Annotated in this window: 16 protein-coding genes; 15 read left to right on the top strand and 1 reads right to left on the bottom strand. The window is 61.5% G+C overall.

Going from position 1 to position 22070, the window contains the following annotated elements; translation table 11 throughout:
• The 3 genes from VMH22_12950 (at position 1) to VMH22_12940 (ending at position 3675) form a co-directional block, all read left to right on the top strand.
• On the top strand, positions 1-1584 hold the full coding sequence (locus VMH22_12950; GenBank protein ID HTW92599.1) for a T9SS type A sorting domain-containing protein: 1584 nt from the start codon (positions 1-3) through the stop codon (positions 1582-1584).
• A 90-nt stretch (positions 1585-1674) separates the two neighbouring features.
• Positions 1675-2064, top strand: a complete 390-nt coding sequence (locus VMH22_12945) for a hypothetical protein (GenBank protein HTW92598.1) — start codon at positions 1675-1677, stop codon at positions 2062-2064.
• A gap of 177 nt (positions 2065-2241) precedes the next feature.
• On the top strand, positions 2242-3675 hold the full coding sequence (locus VMH22_12940; GenBank protein ID HTW92597.1) for a hypothetical protein: 1434 nt from the start codon (positions 2242-2244) through the stop codon (positions 3673-3675).
• Positions 3676-3761: 86 nt separating this feature from the next.
• On the opposite strand, the gene VMH22_12935 is transcribed toward VMH22_12940, so the two are convergent.
• On the bottom strand, positions 3762-3905 hold the full coding sequence (locus VMH22_12935) for a hypothetical protein (GenBank protein ID HTW92596.1): 144 nt from the start codon (positions 3903-3905) through the stop codon (positions 3762-3764).
• A gap of 16 nt (positions 3906-3921) precedes the next feature.
• On the opposite strand from VMH22_12935, the gene VMH22_12930 reads away from it, so the two are divergent.
• From VMH22_12930 to VMH22_12875, 12 genes are all read left to right on the top strand, one after another.
• On the top strand, positions 3922-4110 hold the full coding sequence (locus VMH22_12930; protein ID HTW92595.1) for a hypothetical protein: 189 nt from the start codon (positions 3922-3924) through the stop codon (positions 4108-4110).
• 288 nt (positions 4111-4398) lie between these two features.
• Positions 4399-6585, top strand: coding sequence for a tetratricopeptide repeat protein (locus tag VMH22_12925; protein ID HTW92594.1), 2187 nt, complete (start codon positions 4399-4401; stop codon positions 6583-6585).
• Between the two features lie 782 nt (positions 6586-7367).
• A complete protein-coding gene (locus tag VMH22_12920) occupies positions 7368-8603 on the top strand; it encodes a hypothetical protein (protein HTW92593.1) in 1236 nt (411 codons plus the stop codon).
• Positions 8604-8688: 85 nt separating this feature from the next.
• A complete protein-coding gene (locus VMH22_12915; GenBank protein ID HTW92592.1) occupies positions 8689-9303 on the top strand; it encodes a PIN domain-containing protein in 615 nt (204 codons plus the stop codon).
• Positions 9304-9360: 57 nt separating this feature from the next.
• Positions 9361-9771, top strand: coding sequence for a DUF1801 domain-containing protein (locus VMH22_12910; GenBank protein ID HTW92591.1), 411 nt, complete (start codon positions 9361-9363; stop codon positions 9769-9771).
• A 738-nt stretch (positions 9772-10509) separates the two neighbouring features.
• Positions 10510-13128, top strand: a complete 2619-nt coding sequence (locus VMH22_12905) for a tetratricopeptide repeat-containing protein (protein HTW92590.1) — start codon at positions 10510-10512, stop codon at positions 13126-13128.
• Positions 13129-13183: 55 nt separating this feature from the next.
• Positions 13184-14500, top strand: a complete 1317-nt coding sequence (locus VMH22_12900) for a FlgD immunoglobulin-like domain containing protein (GenBank protein ID HTW92589.1) — start codon at positions 13184-13186, stop codon at positions 14498-14500.
• Between the two features lie 39 nt (positions 14501-14539).
• Entirely contained in the window at positions 14540-15493 is a 954-nt protein-coding gene (locus VMH22_12895) for a hypothetical protein (GenBank protein HTW92588.1), read from the top strand.
• A 98-nt stretch (positions 15494-15591) separates the two neighbouring features.
• Positions 15592-16098, top strand: coding sequence for a hypothetical protein (locus VMH22_12890; protein HTW92587.1), 507 nt, complete (start codon positions 15592-15594; stop codon positions 16096-16098).
• A gap of 52 nt (positions 16099-16150) precedes the next feature.
• A complete protein-coding gene (locus tag VMH22_12885) occupies positions 16151-18784 on the top strand; it encodes a peptidyl-prolyl cis-trans isomerase (GenBank protein HTW92586.1) in 2634 nt (877 codons plus the stop codon).
• Positions 18785-19747: 963 nt separating this feature from the next.
• Entirely contained in the window at positions 19748-20545 is a 798-nt protein-coding gene (locus VMH22_12880; protein ID HTW92585.1) for a CBS domain-containing protein, read from the top strand.
• A gap of 30 nt (positions 20546-20575) precedes the next feature.
• On the top strand, positions 20576-22070 hold a 1495-nt coding region (locus VMH22_12875), incomplete at its 3' end, for an AIPR family protein (GenBank protein HTW92584.1).

The following is a 22070-nucleotide window of genomic DNA, read 5'->3' as shown; positions in this document are numbered from 1 at the left end:
ATGCAATTCATCCTCTCGCTTACTCTGCTTCTCTCCACCGGTACGTCAGGCGTAACGCCCCTACGCTGGATGAGTCCGGACAGCTCTAAGCCCCTCACCCACGCCGAGTGGCGCGCAGCGCTGCGCCCGCGCCCGTGGCGGGTCAGCACGCTGATGGTCCCATGCAAGCTGGACAGCCCGCGGGTTGACTTCTTCGTCCAGGAAACGCTCGTCTCATCTCTGCAGCAGTCACTCGACACGCTGGTCGCCGACCTCGGACGCGAGACCACGGGTGTCGCGGTCTTCTCAGTCAGCGGCACTTCGGCCGAATCGCTCAAGGCCCTGCTGACCGCCGAGTACCATACCGGCATGACTTCGGCGGTGCTCGTGGGCGACCTGCCCATCGCCTGGTTCCAGCTCATCGACGACTGGAACGACAACGGCGTGCGCGACAACGGCGAAGGCTACGAAGAGTTCCCCTGCGACCTCTTCTTCATGGACCTTGACGGCACATGGAAAGACAGCCTGGCCCGTCTCGCCGACACGCTCGACAGCCTCGTGCCCGGCTCGGACTCCGTCTACGACGTCCATGAAGGTAGCATCACCCCGGAAATCTCTGTCTCGCGTCTGCCCGCATCGGAAATCGGCAACGCCGAGTCGCTGCTCGTGAACTACTTCGACAAGAACCACCGATACCGGAGCCACCAACTGGCGGTCACTGACCGCGCCCTTGTCTACATCGACGACGACTGGACACCCTGGGCGACCGATTGGGACAGCAATGTCGGTCTGCTCTACCACGACCGCGTGCTCGTGAGCGACTCGGAACAGACCCGCATCCTTGACTACCAGCCGCGCATCGACTCCGCCGCCTACCAATGGATAGCCCTTATGTCCCACTCTTGGCCCGGCGGCCACGCCATGTACTACGACCACAAAGACTCGATGGACTGGTTCTATGCGACCTCGATACCGTCGCTCGACCCGCACGCCTGCTTCTACGACCTCTTTGCCTGCTCCAACGTCCGCTTCGTCGAATCTGGCTACTGCGGCGGCCGCTACGTATTTCAGACCTCGGACGGCCTCAGCGCAATCGGCTCGACCAAGACCGGCTCGATGCTCAACTTTGGCGACTTCTACTCCCCGCTGGGACAAGGCGTGTCGCTCGCCGAGGCCTTCCGCCAATGGTTCGATGCTCAACTGAGGGACGGTTGCAGTCCCAGCGAACGCTCCTGGTTCTACGGCATGTGCCTTGTCGCCGACGGCACGCTCAGACCGCGCCTGCCGCAGACCGGCATCGCCGAAGAGCGCAGGGACATGACCGAAATGTCCGACATTTCGGATCGTGTCCCGAGTCTACACTTGCTAACCAACCCGGTCCGCGGCCAACTCAACCTCAACGTCAGCCTCCGGAGTCCTGCCTCCTGCCGCGTCGCCCTGTTCGACCTGACCGGCCGCGTCGCCGTCCAACTCGCCCCTCAAGCTTACAGGGCAGGTTCGCACCGGCTCAGCCTCGACGCCTCCGCACTTCCCGCCGGAGTCTACTTCATCTCGGTCTCTGCCGGGAACAGCAGCGCCCGAGTCCCCATCACGGTCGTGCGCTAGACCGCAGAGCAAGAATCCACGTTCGATCGACCGTCCTCATATAGTAATAACCCGGTTTCCTCGTTTTTGTACAAGAGAAAGTTGAGCTAAGTGCTGATTTCCCGCCCAGGGGTCGTTGGGGGGAGGTCTCCCCCGGACCTTATCCCGGGGCTTAGGGAGGTGCTTATCCCGACGCTTATGACGGCGCTTGTCCCGGCGCTTGGGACGGTGCTTATCCCGGCGCTTGGAGGGGTGCTTGTCCAGGGGCTTGGAGGGGTGCTTGTCCAGGGGCTTGGAGGAGTGCTTATCCCGGCGCTTGGGACGGTGCTTATCCCGGTGCTTGTGAGGGTGCTTATCCCGGTGCTTGTGAGGGTGCTTGTCCCGGTGCTTGTGAGGATGCTTGTCCCAGCGCTTGGGAGGATGCTCATCCCGGCGCTGGGTTTCAGCCGCACCGCCGATGCGGCCCTCGGCTTGACCCGGACAGTGCCGGAATTACAATAGACGTGACATGGTACTGGGATTGCCGATGTCCCATACGGAGACCCGGAATACGGGATGTCCCTGCCCTTTCAGCGAGACCAACATCAAGGGACGGCTGCTTTCTCTGGCCCGGTCGGCATCGCTGAACCCGGCTCGATTCCGAGTAGGTGTCGAACCACGAACGTCAAAGGGGGAAGAGTGACCAAGAAGGTCTTCGCTCCTTGCGTGATTGCGCTGCTATCCGCAACCTGCCTCACTACAATTGCCTCCGCCCAAACGAGCTGGTGGAGAACCTATGGCGGGACGAGCGACGATGGGGGCTGCGAAGTCCGGCAGACCTCAGACAGCGGCTACATTGTTGCAGGCTACACGACCGTCCCCGGCTCATCGGGTCCTGACCTGTATCTCATCAAGACCGACGCCTCTGGTCAAACGCAATGGACCAGAACCCACCACGAGAAGGTATACCACTATGGCGCGTCGGTCCAGCAGACCTCAGATAGCGGTTACATCATCGCAGGCTACGAAGGGTACGCCGCTGTCTATCTTGTCAAGACCGATGCCTCAGGCGACACCCTGTGGACCAGAACCTATGGCGGGGCGCAGAGCGACTACGGCCAGTCGGTCCAGCAGACCTTAGACAGTGGGTACATGATCGCAGGCTACACCGAGTCCTTCGGCGCAGGGCGCTACGATGCCTATCTCGTCAAGACCAACGCCTTTGGTGACACGCTGTGGACCAGAACCTATGGCGGGGAGTACGTCGACGAGGGCAGGGCGGCCCAGCAGACCTCAGACGGTGGGTACATCATCGCAGGCTTCACTTATTCCTTCGGCGCGGGGACGCCGGACAGCGCCAACGTCTATCTCATCAAGACCAACGCCTCAGGCGATACTCTGTGGACCAGAGCCTATGGCGGGACGAATGATGATTGGGGCAAATCGGTCCAGCAGACCTCGGATGGCGGCTACATCATCGCCGGTTGGACCACGTCCTTCGGTGCAGGGGGTTATGATGTCTATCTGATCAAGACTAACGCCTCGGGTGACACACTCTGGACCAGAACCTACGGCGGCACAAGCAACGATGTCGGCAACTCCGTCCAACAGACCTCAGATGGCGGCTACATCATTGCCGGCTCCACCATGTCCTTCGGTGCAGGGGACGAGGATGTCTACCTCATCAAGACCAACGCCTTGGGTGATACGCTGTGGACCAGAACCTATGGTGGGACGGGTGGCGACGAAGGTGGCTCGGTCCGGCAGGCCTCAGACGGGGGGTACATTGTCACAGGCCGCACCTGGTCCTTCGGCGCAGGGAACTGGGATGTCTATCTCATCAAGACCGACCCCGATGGCTATGTCGGCATTGAGGAACCTTTGTCTCGGCGTCCGGCAAATCCGACCCGCCTCTTGGTAGAGCCCAATCCCTTCACTTCCGTTGCTCGGGTTGTTGGGCATGAGACCGACGTATTTGCACTCTCCGACGTCACCGGCCGCCAGGTCGCCATCTGCAGAGGCGACCGAATCGGCGTAGGCCTCCGGCCCGGAGTCTACTTCATGTCACCAATGCAAGGGGATCTGTCCCGGCACCGCGGCCAAGCGACCACCATCATCAAGGCGGCCTACTGAGCCATCGCCCATAGAAATCGAACGTCAATCCTAGGGAACCGGAGGAACCAGGGACAGGTGCTTCGGGACATCAAGCAAGCCTACAGCTAACAGCCGACAGTAACGTGATTCCAGATTGTGGATTCGAGATTGTAGATTAGCGCGCCTTCGGCGCTTTCCGCCGCCTTGACATCCTCGCTCACCAAGCCTACAATGAAGCCGTGCCCGAGGCCGTATTCCAGGAAACGCACGAAAGGAGAGAACGAAATGGCGAAGTGCCCGTACTGCAAGGAAACGGTGATTCTGGATCCAAGAGCCGGCTCAGACCGAAAGAACGAAGTGTTCAAGGAGATCGAAGGTACGCTCAAGAAGGAGATCATGTACTCCTGTCCGCATTGTGACTGTGTCCTCGGCTTCGGCTTCTTCTTCGGTGGAGCACTCACCGGGAGACCGTAGGACGGCGAAGCTGGCAGACAAGCACAAGCTCAAGTCGAGAGCTGTAGTCTGCAAGCCGTAAGCTGTCAGCCGTAAGCTGTTAGCCGTCAGTCGTCACCGGTCCAACCCCGCCGGCCTGTCGCTGAGTCCTGCCTGACTTTACAGGACAGGCGCACGACCATAGACTCCAAGCCTGTGAAACCGCGCCACCGGCCCGCTGAGGGCGTCAGAGACCGGACTGTACCACCAAGGCACAAAGACTCTAAGGGAGCCCGGACTCCGGGAACTTCGTGTCTTCGTGTCTTCGTGGTGAAATCCGGTTCGGCCCGAGTCTGGCTCCTTCTCGCGGTCCTCGCGCTCGGGCTAGGCCTGCGCGTCGCCAATCTGGTCGCTATCTCAAGCTCACCTTTCTTCACCCGGCCGGTAATCGACGGTCAGGCCTATGACACATGGGCCATGACCATTGTCCAAGGGAAGGCTGCAGCCCAGCCGTTCTATCAGGACCCGCTGTACCCCTACTTCCTGGCCCTCATCTATTCGGTTTTCGGCCACAACTACTGGGCCGTCTACCTCGTTCAGCTGTTGCTGGCGGCTGTCTTCCTGCTCTTGGTCTATGATACGGCGCGGCGTCTCTTCGACTGGCGTGCCGGAATTGCTGCCGCGGCCATCGCCGGCTTGTACAAGCCGCTCATCTTCTACGAGAGTCAGATTGAAAAGACGGCGCTGGCCGTCTTCCTCATCGCCCTCTTCCTGTGGCTGTTCGTTAGAGCCTCAAGCCTCAAGGCGAAAGGTACAACCCACAGTCCAGAAGCCGGAATCCAGAATCCAAAATCCCAAATCAAGAATCCCACGGCCGGGCGTTGGCTGTGGCCACTTGCGAGCGGCATCGGGCTCGGGCTTGCAGCGCTGACCCGCGCCAACACGCTGCTCTTTGCGCCGCTCCTGCCGCTGGCCCTCGCATTCATGCCACGTGCCACGGGCCCCAAGCCGACGGCCGGAAACGGACTCTTACCACCAAGACACCAAGACACCAAGTCTCCGGACTCTGGCCGGCTCCGCGTCCTCCTGCCTGCCGGCGCCAGCCTGCTCGGTGTGCTGCTGATCATCGCGCCGGTGTCCATCCGTAATTCCGTTCTGGCCCACGAATTCACGCTCACTACGACCCAGGCGGGCCAGAACCTCTACATCGGCAACAGCCCATACAACCCGACGGGCCAGTGCCAGGAGCCGCCCTGGGTCAGGCCCAACCCCGATTTCGAGCAGGCCGACTTCGCGGAGTACGCGAACAAGGCTGCCGGCAGGACGCTGTCCTATTCCGGCGTCTCCCGCTTCTACACGCACGCGGCGCTGAGCTGGGCGACCAGCCATGGCAGCGACTTTGCCAGGCTCCTCTGGCGGAAGACAATCCTCTACTTCAACAACTTCGAGGTCCCGGACAACCAGGACATGTACTTCTTCGCGCGCTACTCATGGGTGCTGCGTCTGCCGTTGCTGTCGTTCGGGCTGGTCTTCGGCCTTGGCCTCGCCGCGATGATACTCCTCACCCGTCCGAGTCCAGCCACAGATAAACACGGACTGACACAGACTCGTTCCGGACCATCAGTGTTCGTCGGTGCTAATCCGTGGTCGACGACCCGGCTTCGACTGTCGCTGGTCGTCTTCTACTTCGGGTATGCCGCTTCGGTCATCGCGTTCTTCGTCTTCTCCCGCTACCGCATTCCCGCTCTGCCTGCACTCCTGCCATTCTCCGGCGCGATGCTGGTCAGCCTCTTCAACCTCGTCCGCCCTACCCGTCCGCCGTCCCCCGTCCCCCGTCCCTCATCCCCCGCCCCTCGCCCCTCCCTCTCCTTCTCTCTCTCCTCCCTCGCCCTGGTCCTCGCCGCGTTTGCCTTGACCACGTATCCGGTGCACCACGGCAGCGGGAAGCTGGAAGCGGCGCAGAGCCTGACCAACCTTGCCTCGGTCTATTTCCACGAGGGCGACACCACCAGGGCCATCGCCACATACAACGAGGCGCTTAGAACGCAGCCCGGCCACGCTGAAGCCTCGCGCAACCTCGGCATCATCATGCTCGGTCGCGGCGAGACCGACCGCGCCTTTCAGCTTCTGTCGGACGCCGTCCGCGCCGACCCGTCCAACCCCACGTCGCACGTCTACCTCGGAAGAGCATATGAACGCCGGGGAGAGCTCGAACCTGCCTTCATCGAATTCGGTAAAGCCGTCGCGCTGTCTCCGGGCCGGGTCGAGTTCCGCTTCGAGCTGGCCACCGCGTTGCAGCAGGAGAACCGTTACCCGGAGGCCCTTGCTCAGTACGACACCATGGTTCAGCTTGCTCCGGACAACCCCGCTGTCCGGCACAACTTCGCCGTCTGCCTGTATAACGTCGGCCGTCTCGACGATGCCCGCACGCAACTCGAGGCCGCACGCCGCCTCGGCGGTCCCATCAACCCCAGGTTCGACTCCCTGCTCAACGCGGGCCGCCATGCCGGCCGCTGACCTTAAGTAAACGATCGACCTTAACCTCCCACGTACCGGTAGCACCCGGCAGGTGACTAACGGGTCTAATAGGACATGAAGAGAGTAGTGAGTTGGCGGTTGCTGGTGTTGTCATTTGTGGTAATGACCATGGTCGGTTGTGGAACCGGTGGCGGCTGACCGAGCTTTCACCAGCGGCCGGTCAGGCCCGATTCAGCCCACGTAACACCGTCTGCTAAGCCCGACACAACAGGAAAGACCAACCCCAAAACCCCGACACAGGGCAAGTAGCTGCAGCCAACGCCAGTTGGCTGTCTAACGGGCGCGCCCGCCTTGCTGCGTGCGCCTACATGTGCTTTGCCGCACGCTCACGTCTTCCCTGAATCGGGCATCGGATAACCCGGGTGCAGGGACGGCCTTCATTTCGACGTGCTGACCTTCACCCCTGCATCGCAATACCCTTCCCCCTCCCTAATGTTCCCTCCCCGTTGAACGGGAGGGAAGGGTGATGGTGACGCGGGCGAGCCAAGACCTGCGCGAAGCCCGCTGACACACGTTGTGCACGCCGCACCCACTCCCGTTCACTGTCGGATTATGAGATGACACAGTCCGCGTCAACCTCTGGTCATTGACAGTCAGGAGCAGGGAGCTAAACTACATTATCGCGCCTCGTGCGGCCTCCCTCGCCGGCACGTGAACCATGGCTCCCGGCCGGTCACTCGTGGACAAGGCGTGCCGGAACGAGAAGGAACACGGGCAACTAGAAGTCTCGCATCCAAGGAAGGGCAGAAAGAGGAGGAAGTGTGGACGTGGTACTTCGGCGTAACGCGGCAGTGTTGGGCAGCATCGCGCTGCTATGCTCTATTGCCCTCGCGGGCTGGACAAAGCTGACCTCGGGCACGATGGATGACCTGAGGGGTGTAAGTTTCCCTGAGGGCACGCAGGTCGGATACGCGGTCGGCGCACCGGCGTCGAGTGGGGGCTCAGTCTACAAGACCACCGATGGCGGTGCGACATGGGTATTCCAGAACCCAGGGACGTTGATGGGGCTGAGGGCGGTCTTCTTCAAGGACGACAACAACGGTGTTGCGGTCGGGGACGTTGGAGCAATCGTCATGACCACTGATGGTGGAGCAACCTGGATGAAACCCGCCTCTCCCACCTACGACCCGCTGACCTACGTGTCGTTCCCCTCAAAAAGCCATACCGTTTGGATTGGAGTGCTGCACACGGATAGCCTGGCCTCGGTTCTCAAGAGCACTGATGGCGGCAGCAGCTGGACGTACCATGTCGTGGGAGGGCCTCTGGACCGGTCAACCAGCGCCGCTTTCGCGACGGACAGCCAAGGCGTGGTTGTCGGCGTCAAGGGACTTGTCATAGGGAACAGCGGCTATCAGAACTCCGGGGCACCTTCAGCAACGCTGGCCGGCGCTGCGTTCTCGCCCACCAACCCGGACAAGGGCTACCTCATCGGGCAAGATACAGTTACGGGTTACGGCATCGTCCGCTACACCGCGACCTTCGGCCCGATTTGGGATACTGTGAGATGTCCCTACGTTGCCGGTGGTTTCCACGGGATATGCATGCCGCTTGACACCCTCGCGTTCATTTGCGGTGACAGCGGGTTTATCGGCGTAACGCATAGTGCCCTCGAGATCTGGGCTACAAAGGACAGAGCTACTACCGAACCGATCTACGGCCTGTGCTTCCCGCATGGCGGCGATACCGGTTACGCAGTTGGCGGCAACGGCACGATTCTCAAGACCACCGACGGCGGCGGACCATGGGTCCATGGCGTAGCCGAGGAGAAGGCCCCTGCATCCCTGCCGGCAGGCATCAGAGTCTTGTCCAATCCCTGCCGCCAGGGCATCGCGCTTCACACTGGCGCGAGCGTCCCCATCACCGTGTTCGACGCGACGGGCCGAGCCGTACTGAGTCTGACGGCGGTTGCGGGTACGAAGTTCCTGCCGGTGCGCAGGGCAGGCGCGTACTTTGTGAAATCAGGTGCGCAGACGGCAAGGGCGGTGGTGACCGACTAGCGCGTCCGACGAGCAGCCGCATCTCGGTTCCGGGTGCCTTGACCTTGCTTGACATTCGGCCCCTGCCGACCGAGAATCGAAGCCGATGCAAACTACACATGAAAAGACGCAACTGCTGCTCGTGGACTTCGAGAACGTGCAGCAGGTGGAGCTGGCAAACCTCGACGACAGCTACCGCGTAATCATCTTCGTCGGCGCGGACCAGAAGAGCGTTCCCTTTGACCTCGTGACGCGGGCACAGCAGCTCGGCGGGCGGGTCGAATGGCAGAAGATAACCGGGAACGGCAGCAACGCGCTCGATTTCTTCATCGCCTTCCAGCTCGGTCGGGCATACGACCAGACGCCCAAGCCCGAATGCCTGGTGCTCTCACGCGACAAAGGATTCGACCCGCTCATCAAGTATCTGAACGCCAACGGCATGAAGTCCCGGCGTATCGGGAACCTCAACGAGCTTCACCACAAGGCCGCGGCGGCAGCGCCTGCCCCGGCCGCGGAAGACGCGAGGCTGCAGCGTGTCATCCATGTCCTCGGCAAGGTAGAGAAACGGGCCCGCCCGCGCAAACGCAAGACCCTGTCGCAGGCCATCTCCGCCATGTTCCAGAAGAAGATCAGCCGGCAGGAAATCGACCACATCATCGGCACGATGCAGACCAAAGGCATGATTTCCGAGACGAACAACACGATTACCTACGAGTTCTAGGGCGGGAGCCGCTTCCAAGGACCGGTCGAGGTCAGAAGCCAGAGGCTAGAAGCCAGAATGCAGAAGCCAAGAACGCAGGCGCGCGGACGGGAGCAGGAAAAGGGAGTCCGTGCGGTAGAAGAATACCTTGCTAAGCTGCCCGAAGATACCAGGAAGACGCTGGAGAAACTGCGCAAGGACATCAGGGCCGCTGCTCCGGATGCAACCGAAGGCATCTTCTGGAGCATGCCCGGATTCAGGCAGAACGGCTACCTTGTCGGATACGCGGCGTTCAAGGACCACGTCAGTTTCTTCCCGGCCGGGGCGACCACTGTCCGCAAGTTCGCGGCCGAACTGAAGAAGTACAGCACCAGCAAAGGCACGATCCGCTTCCACGCAGATGAACCTATCCCCTCCGCGCTCGTGCGGCGCATGGTCAAAGCCCGCGTCGCCGAGAACGAGGCCAAGCCGACGCACAAGAGGCGGTAGCTCGACTCCCCGCGCTCTTCGCCCAGCGTCTACGTCATCAATAAGGGCCCGGATGTCCGTGCCAAGGTCGTCCAACCGGAGAGGTTAGTCCGCCACAACCCGGCAGACCGAACCCAGTCCGGAACCTCACGACCTGCCGCCCAAGTCGCTGTGCAAACCGCGCAGCAGGTCCTCCTGAGAATCCCTCCGCAAGTCACTTCGCAGGTAGCCCTGTCAACCACGCTGAGAGTCGCGGGGCACGTCGCATCTCAAGTCACCATCCACACCTATTCGCAAGTCGCATCCGGATTCCATACGCCAATCGCAGCCGGAACCGTCTTGGGATACGCCGTCGAAGTCGCCCGGCTAATCACGTCAGCAGTCCCTCCGAGAGCCGCCCCCCGAACCGTTCCCGGAACGGTTCCCAAGGCGATTCCCGAAGCGTCATTTCCGGCCGTTTCCATTGGCCAACGCGCTCCAGCTCAGCAACTTAGTCGCGGAAAGACGGGAAATGGGTCCCCATTTAGACCCGCCGGTGTTTGCATTGAGTGCACGACCGGGTCTGGACCTTCGCCGCACACAGTCGTCGATTGCCGACTGGCAGCGATGCGGCTCTTGCTTCGGGCTTCAGGCTACGCTCCGATTCCACGTACTTTCATCGCCGCAAGTTCGGCGAGAAGGTCAAGGGCCTCCTGACGCAGCTCATGCCCCGTCGCCCGTCCAGTTGACTGGGGACTTCGTTCGCCCTAGAATCCAATGATGATGGAGTCGTGCCGCCTGGCTGCGATTGATGACATCGCACGGAAGCTGAGGGACAACGAGAAGCAGGACCGCAAGGCTGCGCTGCTACTGGGCGCGGGTGCTTCCCGCTCAGCCGGCATCCCACTTGCCGCGGAAATCGTGATGGATAACTTCGACCAGTACGCGGACAGGTTCCCGGGGTTCAACCGCGAGCGCCTGCCGGACTACGCGAGCTTCGTGGCAGGGCTCGACGCGAACCAGCGTGCCGCAGTACTCGACCGGTACTTGAGCAAGGCCAGAATAAACATGGCGCACCTCTACGCCGCCTGCCTGGTCAAGCACGGCCTGGTCGATTGGATTCTGACCACCAACTTCGACTCTCTCGCAGTGCGCGGCCTGGCCTTCGCCAACGTGAACCACTACGTGTATGACGTTGCGAACGTCGGCACCATTGACCCTGCACGGGCCATCTCCCCCGCGGTACTTCACCTTCACGGCCAAGGCGGGGCGTTCCGCACGACGCAGATGATCAAAGAAGACCGGGCGGCAAGGGCACGGCTGGCGAGCGTTCTCTACTCCGTGCTCGACGACAGGACCCTTATCGTCGTGGGTTACGGCGGCGAGAATGACCCGGTGTTCGACATTCTCTGCAGGCACGGGCAGCATCCGCACGGTCTCTACTGGACCCTCCACGGAGACGCCGAACCGAAGTCACACGTCCGGGACGGGTTGTTCGGCGTAGACGCGAATCTCGCATACTGCGTACGCAACCAGGATGCCGACCTGTTCTTCATGCGCCTCGCACGGGCGCTCGGCATCGAATGCTCGGCTATGACGGTGGAACCCTTCTCCTACCTGCGTGAAACCCTGGAACAGGTGGCCGCGGTCGAGGAGACCGACCTTGCGGAAGTGGGGAAACACTGGGCAGCCACGGCGATAGACTGCTTCGAAAGGAATGAGGCGGCCTGCCCGCGCGAAGATGGAAAGCTGCCCATCGAGCGCGACACGGTCGTGAAACAGGCCCGCGAAGCGTGGGCCGAGGCGGACACGGGCGCGCTGGACTACCTGCTGGAGCAAGCCAGGAAGCTCGATGCAACCGACGCATTCGACCCGCTTGGTCATGCGTTCGATGACTGGGGTGTCGCACTCGCTGACATGGCCCGGTCCCAGACCGGCGACGAGGCAGTGGCCTTGTTCCGGGACGCCTGTGCCCGGTTCGAACGCGCTGCCGAGGTCAAACCCGACCTGCACCGCGCGCTGTACAATTGGGGCAATGCACTTTACGAGCTGGCCCGGCTCCAGACCGGCGACGACGCCAGGACCGCACTCGGCGAGACCTGCGACAAGTTCCGGCGCGCCACGGATATCAAGCCTGACCAGCCTGAGGCGTTCAACACCTGGGGCCGCGCACTCTACGAATCGGCACTGCTCCAGACCGACGATGAAGCCAGGGCTACATTCACGGAGGCCTGCGACAAGTTCCGGCGCGCGACCGAACTCAAACCAGACATCTACACGGCATTCAACTACTGGGGCAATGCACTTTATGACCTGGGCCTGCTCCAGACCGGCGACGAGGCCAGAGCCACATTCAAGGAGGCCTGTGCCCGGTTGCAACGCGCCACCGAACTCAGACCCGACTTGCACGCGGCCTTCGACAACTGGGGCAACGCGCTCTTTGACCTTGCCCGTCTCCAGACCGGCGACGAAGTCAAGGCCACATTGCGGGAGGCCTGCGACAAGTACCAGCGTGCTACCGAGATCAAGCCCGACTTCCACGTGGCGTTCAACTACTGGGGAAACGCGCTCTATGACCTGGCCCGGCTCCTGTCCGGCGGCGAGGCCGTGGCCACATTCAAGGAGGCCTGCGCCCGGTTCCAGCGCGCCACCGAAATCAAGCCTGACAAATACGAGGCATTCAATAACTGGGGCCGCGCCCTTTACGAGTTGGCCAAGCAGCAGACCGGCGATGAGGCCAGGGCCACCTTCAAGGACGCCTGTGCCAGGTTCCAGCGAGCTACCGAACTCAAGCCCGACCTCCACGAGGCGTTCAACAACTGGGGCAACGCGCTCTATGACCTGGCCCTGTTCCAGACCGGCGATGAAGTCAGGGCCACGTTCGAAGAGGCCTGCGCCAGGTTCCAGAGCGCCACCGAACAAAGGCCTGACTTCGACGCGGCGTTCAACAACTGGGGCAGCGCACTCGCCCACCTGGCCTCGTTCCAGACCGGCGACGAAGCCCGTGCCACATTGAGGGAGGCCTGCGACAAGTACCAGCGTGCCACGGAACTCAAGCCCGACTTCCACGTGGCGTTCAGCAACTGGGGCGTCGCACTCGGCGATCTGGCTCTGCTCCAGACCGGAGGCGAAGCCCGAACGACAGCCGGGGAAGCGTACGCCAGGTTCCAGCGCGCCATCGAAGTCAAACCCGACTACTACGAGGCGCTCTTCAACTGGGCTTGTGCGTGCGCCAAGGCTGCCGACAAGGACAAGGCCTTCGAGTTGCTGGAGCTGCTTCAGGACCGCGCCCCGGCGTTGCTCCGCGATGCCCGGACTGATTCCGACTTCAACGCACTGCACGGCGACCCGCGCTGGCAGCGCCTCTTCTCCAGGCCGGGCTCGCAGTCCTCACCCTAATCGCACCCGGCCCAGGCCGCTTGACTAGCTGCGAGGTGAGGTTAGTATATCTTCAGTGCCGTTCGCGCTTCTCCTCGCACTAATTGCCACCGAACCGACGACCCTCATGGTGCCGCCGTTCAGCCACACCATGGGCTTCAATCGTGTCGGCTCGCTGTACATCAGTCTTTATCTCGGCAGGAGTTTCAAGCTCGACGATCCGGAAGGGATGTGCGGAGCCAAAATGGTGGAGGAGGATGACCCGACGACATCGACCGACGACCACATCCTGACCTTATTCGCGGTCAACTCGGGCACGAGCCAGATTGTCTACAATGTGAAGCTTGTCGAGCCGCGCATCTACGGATCGCAGGGCAACGACACCGGCCATTTCAACCATCCTCACGGCATCTGCTGCGACAAGTACGGCACGGTGTACGTGGCCGACACCCGTAACGACCGGGTGGTCAGGTTGAGGTACCACAATACGCAACTGAGCTGGATCGGGGTGATTCCGGATAAAGCAACCGGAATGACGAATGAGGGGGCGCGGCTCAAGTCGCCGATGGATGTCGCCATGGACTCGCGCGGCCGGGTCTACGTCGCCGACAGCGGGAACAACCGGGTGGCGGTGTTCGACTCGCTGGGCAGGCTGGTCACGACCTGGACTCAGGACCTGGAGGGACCGACCGGCATCAGCGTACTTGACCCGAAGGCCGACTACAACGAGTTCGGCATCAATGCCGCGGTCGTGATCGACCGCGGCCGAACCCGCATCAGCCAGTTCTCGCTGGACGACGGTCAGGAACAGCGGACGATCGACAAGCGCCGCATCGGCGTCGATTCCGCCGGCTTCGCGTACTGCGCCTTCGACCGTCACGGCAACGTCTACGTCACCGACCAGGTCAATTCCGAGATACACCTCTTCGACCCCGAACTGAGGTACATCGTGTCGTTCGGCCGCCAGGGCAATGAAGGCACGACCTTCGATTCGCCGACCGGCATCACCATCTGGCGCCGGCTCGGCCAGGTCTTCATCTCCGAGGCGGACGGTGGTCAGTACTACTGGGTCGGACTTGACGCGTATCTGATCGGCTTCTACCCGGCCGAGTTCGACTCGCTCAAACCCGGCACGACCATCGCCCTCTACGTGACCGAAATGGCCGACATTACAGTAGACATCGCCGACTCCTCCGGTAAACTGGTTCGTTCCCTGGCTCCCCCGCATGAGCACCGTCCCGGGGAGGTGCTGATTGTCTGGGACGGCCGCGACAATGCCGGGAAGTTCGTAACCCAGGGCGAGTATAAGGTGACGATCGTCGCACGCCCGACCTACAGCGCGCCTGCGCGCATGCTGCGCAAGGAGCTGAGCGGCACGGTGCGGCGGGTGTGAGACCGAAGGCTGGATCAGGAATTGTGAGGCTGAGCAAAGATGAATAGCGGATTCGGACGAACCGACGTTGTCCGGCTGAGAATGATCGCGCTGCTGGCGGCGCTGGCCGCGACCACCCTTGCGACCAAGTACGCCGACGACTTCGAGGAGCTGGGCACTTCGGCGCGCGCCATCGGCATCGGCGGCGCGGTCGTGGCCGCGGCCGATGACCCGAGCGCCATCTACTATAACCCGTCGCTCACTTCCGGTCTGGCGCGGACTTCGGTTCTGTTCCTCCACTCCGAGGACTTCTCCGGCCTCGTCAACCACAACTACCTTGGGGTTTCGTTCCACTCCCCGCTCCAATCCATCGGGCTGGCCGTGCTCCAGAACGGCATCCCCGGCATCAAGCTGACGGCGTTGCACGACACGACCCAGCCGGTGGGACCCGATAACCGTCCTTATGACTCGGCCGAGGTCAGCGCGAACCAGGTGGTCGGCTACGTCAACTACGCCCGGACGCTGTCACCGTACGCCAGCGTCGGCGGTAACGTCAAACTCATCTACGAGGACCTCGGGGTCGGCTCCGCCTTCGGCATGGGCCTCGACGTCGGGGCAACGCTCACGCCGCTGCCCGACCTCAACGTCGGCCTGCGCATCCGCAACGCCAGCACGTCGCCGCTTTACTGGGATACAGGCACGCAGGAGCTGGTGATGCCGCGCGGGGCGCTCGGCCTTGCCAAGACCTTCCGCTTCTCGCGCGACTGCCTGACCCTGGCATTCGAGGCCGACGCCAACCTCGAAGGACTGGACTTCACGCCGAACTACGGCCTCGAGTACGGGTTCCGCAACGTGCTCTTCGGCCGCCTCGGCGTCTACCAGGGGAACTTCACGTTCGGGGTCGGGCTGCGCATCAAGCGGTTCCGCGTCGACTACGGTTATGCCGCCGGCGTTGCCCCGGACGCGCGGGACCTGGGCAGTCCGCAGCAGCTTTCCGGGGGATTCGAATTCTAGGCGCCGAACTCAACCGCAAGCTACCCCACCTTGCGGCTCTGCTGATTCCGTTTCTCGCCTACCCGCTGCCCTGGCACCTGGCTCTGCTCATCCTGGCGGTGGCGTCCTTCATCTTCCTGCTCGTCGACTTCCTGCGGCTGCGCCTCACCTCGGTGAAGAGCGTGTTCATCGTCCTCTTCGGCTCGATGCTCCGCCGCAAAGAACTCTCGTCCCTGACCGGGGCCTCGTACCTGATGCTCGCCTCGCTCGTCTGCATGCTGATCTTCGGCTACGGGACTGCGGGCCGCGTCAGCGGCGTATTCATCGCCGCCGTGTCGTTCCTCGCGCTGGGTGACACGGCTGCCGCCATCGTCGGCCTGTCCGTCGGCCGGGTGAGGATCTTCCGCAAGACCCTGGAGGGAACGCTGGCCGGACTGATCGTCTGCCTCATCGTCGCGTGGGTCGTCTCAATCCTGCCCGGTCTTGATTTACCTCTCGGAATCGGTATTCTTGGTGCGGTTTCCGCCTCGGTGGTGGAGGCGCTGCCGATTGAAGTCAACGACAACGTCGTGATTCCATTGCTGTCCTGCACGGTGATGAAGGTCGCCCTGCTGATTGCCCGGTAACGGAATCGCGGCTTAACCGTCCAATGGAGATTAACTACTAAGGAGGCTGTCAGTGAAGAAAGCTCTGACTCTCGCACTGCTCTGCCTGGTCGCGGCCGCCGGGGCGAGCACTACGCCGGTGAGCGCCGCGCTCGACACAGTCTACGGGTTATATGTGGCGAAGAAGGTAGACCAGGCGCACGCGGTACTGCAACGGCTCGACGCCGAAGCCAAGACGCCGGCCGACCGCTTTGCCGTCCGGCTCGAACTCGGCGATTTCCTGCTCGACAAGAAGGCGGACTACGCCGGGGCCGAGTCGGTCTACTCCGGTCTAAGCGCGGCTTACCCCAAGGACAAGCAATTGCCCGACGTCCTGTACCGCCTCGCGCTCTGCGAGGAGCTGCGGGAAAACTACCTCGATGCCGCGAAGTACTACGAGCAGGTCGCCACGCGCTACTCCAAGTCGACCTACGGCAGCGACGCGCTCGACGCCATCGAGCGTTGCTTCCGTAAGAACTACCAGGACCGCGTCGCATTCGTGGACTCCTTCCCCATCACCCGGATCGAGATCGACGACCACATCAGCCGCAACCCGACCGCGTACGAGAAGTTCGACAAGAAGCAGCAGTTGCTCGACACGATGATCGACAACCGGCTGCTCTACAAAGCCGCGCTCGCTGGCGGCGTCGCCCGCGATACGTCCTTCACGTCCGGCTTCGAGGACCAGCGCAACCGGGCGATGTTCCAGGAATGGTACCAGCGCACGGTCGAAGACAACAGCGCGCCGACCGAGAAAGACATGAAGGCGGCCTACAACAAAGACCTGGCCACCAAGTACACCACACCGGAAAAGGTGCACGTCTACCAGATTCAGGTGCCGACTAAGGACTCGGCCGACAAACTGCGGGCCAGGCTTGTGTCCGACACGACCGCGAAGAAATGGGACACCATCGCCAAACAGGCCTCAACCGCTCCGGACAAGGCAAAGGGCGGGGACCTCGGCCTGATTGCCCGCGGCTCCCTGCAGAAGCCGGTCGAAGATGCGGCCTTCACGCTGAAGCTCGGCGATATCAGCCAGCCGATTCAGGTGAAAGACGGCTTCGTCATCATCAAGGTGACCGAGAAGAAGCCGAAGACTGTCCGCACCTATGCCGACGTCCGCAGCCAGCTCACCTCGGATATGCAGCAGCAGAACTCGACCAAGGCCTACGACAAAGCGGTTGCCGACCTCAAGGCCCACGCGGCCATCACCCAGGACACTGCGGCCATCGCCAAGGGCAAAGACACGCTCGCCGTGGTCAATGGCGTCGTCATCGACTCATCCGCGCTCGCGGCCAGGCTCAACATGATCCCGCCGTTCTACCGGGACCAGTTCAACTCGCCCGAGGGCAAACGCCGCATCCTTGACAACCTCATCCTCGAAAAGCTGCTGATCAAGCAAACCGAGTATCAGAAGCTGTGGCTCGTCAACAAGGTCGTCGACCAGATCCTCACCGCCCGGTCGAACATGCTGATTGACGCGTACCGCAAGAAGATGACCGTCGACAAGGTCGTGCTCGACTCGGCCACGCTGATGGCCGACTACAAGGCGCACCTCGCCGACTACAAAGAACCGACCAAGGTCCACGCCCGCGAAATCACCGCCGCGAGCATGGCCCGGGCACAGCAAGTGCACGACTGGGCCGTGAACGGCAAGCTGCCGGTCTTAGTTCAGGGCCGCGCCCTGCTCTTCCCGGCACCGATGCAGGAACTTGCGACATCGTTCTCGGCCGCAACCGCCAACAGCGATTCCCTGCTGGGCCTCTACGCTCTCGCCGGCGCCCCGGCCCTGCTGCCGGGCAAGCCGATGACGAGCGTCGGCAACAAGAACGTGCCCGACCTGTCGCAGAAGACGAAACTCACCGGCCCCTACCTCAAGTCAGGCGCGTATGCCCTCGGATTCGACGACCTCTCCAAACAGGACAAGCTGTACAAACCGGCGCTGCTGGAAGTCAAGCGGATCAGCCAACTTGACTCGCTGCTCGGCCGGCCGCCTCGTTCGGAAACCGCGAAGGTCGCTCCGACCGACTCGGCCAAGCTCGGCACCTACGTCCAGCTCGACGAAGCCCTGCCTGCCGACTTCGTAACCGGCCTGTTCAAACTGAACGCCGGGCAGACCGCCGCGCCGCTCAAGACAACGGCCGGCACGCTGCTCGTGAAGGTAACGAAGAAGGATACCGCGCAGAAGACGCCGTTCGAGGACATAGCGAAACGGTTCTCCTCCTCGGCCAGCCGCTGGTCCGGCGGCGACCTCTACTGGCTCGCCAGGGACGATAAGGCTCACGACAAGAAAGTCGTCGACGCCGCGTTCATCCTGTCCAAGGGCGGAATCTCGCCGGTCATCAAGCTGAACGACTCCACCTACACTTTCGTGACCATGGTAGAAAAGAAGGACGCGTTCACGCATCCCTTCACCGAGGTCCGCCCGAAGATCGACAACAAACTCCGCCGCGCGCAGGAGAAGCAACTGTACGACCAGTTGGTAGCAAACCTGCGGGCCAAGGCGAAGATACAGGTCCTGATGAAGGAATCCGACTTCGAAACCGAGGCCGCCCCGGAAGAAGCCCAGCCGGCCCAACCTCAGGCCAATCCGATGCAGGTCCAGCCGGCTCCCAAGCCGCAGCCCGCGCCGCAGCCCAAGCCCTCCGGGTCAGACAAACAGAAGTAGTCTGCACCGACTCCACAGCCCCCGGCCTCCTGCCGGGGGTTTCTAGTTTCTCACGTGGACCGCGGCGCGTCGGTCTGGTTTCTGCATCTCACGTCTGCTCGGCCATGCATATTGCCGTCATGTAGGAATTGCGGATTTTGGGCGTTTCTGGTCAAAACGACATCGCGTAAGTTACGTATTCCCTGCCCGGGGGTCGTGGGGGGGACGGTTACCCGGGCCTATCCTCACACCTAAATCCCCGCCTATTGCCCCGCCAATTGTCGCGCCTAAGCCTGAGCCTTCTCGCCCACCTAATCCACCGCCTACTGCCCTGCCTTCTGTACCGGCTATCCTTCCGCCTATTGCCGAGTTTACTGCACCAGCTATCGTACCGCCTATGGTCGAGCCTTAGGCCCATGCACAAGTAGAGCCTATGGTCGGGTCTTTTGCCGGAGCAATCGTCAGGTCTACTCCCGAGCTTACTCCGGAATCTAATCCCGGGCCTAATCCCGAGCCTTATCCCGAGCTTCATTTTCCGGTCAGTGTCCGAGCCAGGCTCCCGCCCCGCCCGCCCCCGCGGCTCTCGGCTTGACAGCGGGCTGTGCCCGTCTACAATTCACCGTCAATGGAAGTCGGTCCTTTCCCGGCCTTGATGGAAACGAGATAGACAGTGTGCCCGCGTAGTCATCCGATCGATTCCCCATGCCAATGAGTACTCAATACGGACATGAACGACTCAAAGCTGTGGCCACTGATGTCAATCACGGTGCGGCCGTACGCGTAACCGTAAGGGAATTGCTGGAATGGTACGGCCAGCAACGTCGAGGTTACTGGGTCGTGTTCGCGGTTCGTACCGGTCTCACCCAAGCAGGCCTGCGTACCGACCCTGACTTCGAAGCAGCATATCTCGACTCTACCGTGCAGCTCCTACCTGCAGAACCCGCCAAGGTGACATCTCGGAAGGATGGCATCTCTGACTCGCACTTGGCGCAGGAGGAGACGCGCCCGGACGCCACAAACTCCGCCGGGACGCCTAACGAGTATGCCGACCCGACCTACCGAATAAGCAGGCTTGAGGCAGCTCAGCACGCACCGATTTCGGTCAAGCCAGACGCACCGATAGCAGAAGCCGTGACCATCATGATGTCCAACGACTACTCACAGCTGCCTGTCATGACCAGCGAACGAGACGTCAAGGGTGTAATAAGCTGGGCCTCCATCGGATCGCGGCTGGCGCTTGGACTGCCGACCTTGTTGGTCCGAGAGGCGATGGAAACTCACCATGAGGTCAGTGAGGACGACTCGCTACTGACTGCCATGCAGACGATTGCGCAGCATGAATACGTGCTTGTCAAGGGTCGTGACAGAAGGATCACGGGAATCATCACTGCCAGCGACATCAGCAGACAGTTCCACCAATTGGCCGAGCCATTCCTCCTGCTATCACAGATTGAGAACCACATCCGCCGAATACTTCTGAAGCACTTCTCAATTGAGGAGCTGAAATCGAGCAAACTCAACACTGACTCCGGCCGAGAGGTAAAGAAGGTCGCAGACCTCACGATAGGCGAGTACGTTCGCGTCCTAGCCGACCCGAGGAAATGGGAGAGGCTTCAGCTTAGAGTCGACCGCGCGGCATTCATAGAAAGACTGGACAGGGTCAGGGATATTCGGAACGACGTGATGCACTTCGACCCGGACGGAATCACCCGGGACGATCTGACAGTGTTGAGGGAGTTCTCTGGATTCCTCTCTACCCTCCAGAAGTTGGGCGCGACGTAGCGCCGTTGATACACAAGGAGCACGCACACCATGAAGAAAGCCATAGGGGACAACTACAAGTATGTGGACATCGTCGGTTTGCTCAGACGCACCCTTGAAACGCTATCCGAAGAAGGACCTGACTTAGGAGACGATTTCCAGAAACTATTCGTGTACTACATAGGTCAGCAGCTTGAGAATATCGCGCCGGACAGACTCCGCGTGTGTGACCGCTCAAAGGACCAGAAGATCGACTTCTATGACATCACGGAAGAGCGCGTCGTGGCCTATCAGTGCAAACTACCGGATATCGACGACACAAGTGTAGTCAGTCCGGTCACGTACGGACCCGACGTCATCAACGAGATAGAAGATGTCTTGACGTTCCTTAGCGATGACGAAGGCAATGCTAGAGGGAACCCCTGCGCTCAAGAGGCGCGGAACCGCTTTCGGGCAGGCAGAGAGGCCGCTGAGCGCGATGGTGGGACGTTCAGGCTCGACTCCGTATTGGCCGTGTTCGGCACACTCACGCCTGCTGCGAAGGAAAAGCTCGAGGAACTGCGCTCTAAGTGGCCCGCACCTAAGTACGAAGTTCGTGTGGTCGACTACCAGCGAATTGCCTCGGAACTCGGCATGTCGTTGCTGTCACCGGAACGTCCGGACAAGATCAGGCTCGATGTCGAGCCAGATTCGTATCGACAGGTGAAGAAATGGGGCTATGCCCTCGTGCCAGCCCGAGAGATATTCAGGATATTCGACCAACATAAGCTGGCGCTCTTCGACCTGAACGTGAGGTTCTATCTAGGCAAGAAGACATCCATCAATAGGCAGATAATCGAAACCCTGCAGGACAGAAAGGGACAGGAGCGCTTCCACCTTCTCAATAACGGCGTAACCTTCTCATGCAATTCCCTCAGCTTGCCCAAGGGAGCCGCGCAACCCTGCCACGCAACGCTACACAAGCCGCAGATCATCAACGGCTGTCAGACTGTCATATCTCTTCACCACGCCTACAAGGACATGGATGATGACGCTAGCAGACAGCGTTTCGATACCCACTGTCTTGTGCCTGTTCGGTTCATAATCACTCCAGATGAGGGCATCCTGGAGGACGTCGTCACCGCTAGCAACAATCAGAACCGAATGTCCGCGCGCAATCTCAGATCCAACAGCCGCACTCAACGCGTCCTCCAGCGGCAGTTCAATGGCATGTCACCCCGCTGGTACTACCAGCGTAAGGACATGGAGTTCGACAACATGAAGGAACACAAGCCCAAAAACTTCAGGGCCGACCATTACCAGTATGGCCCGGACGCGTATCGAATCATCGATAACGAGCGCCTTGCTAAGGCATGGATGTCTTTCACAGGCTTCTCGTCCGACGCTTCCGAGAAGTTGGCGGCCTTCGACTACGCCGAGGACGGGGGTAGGTATGAGTGGCTGTTCGAGCGCGCGCCCAATTCCGCGCTGTGGGCTGCGATAACGCAGGGGCCGCAGGTTGCTCTTGACGAGAGGTACTTTGAACAGGGTTCACCGGCCTCGGCCC

The organism is bacterium (assembly GCA_035505375.1).
Taxonomy (GTDB): Bacteria; Hydrothermota; Tepidihabitantia; order Tepidihabitantales; family Tepidihabitantaceae; genus UBA2258.
This window is presented reverse-complemented; position numbering and strand designations above follow the sequence as displayed.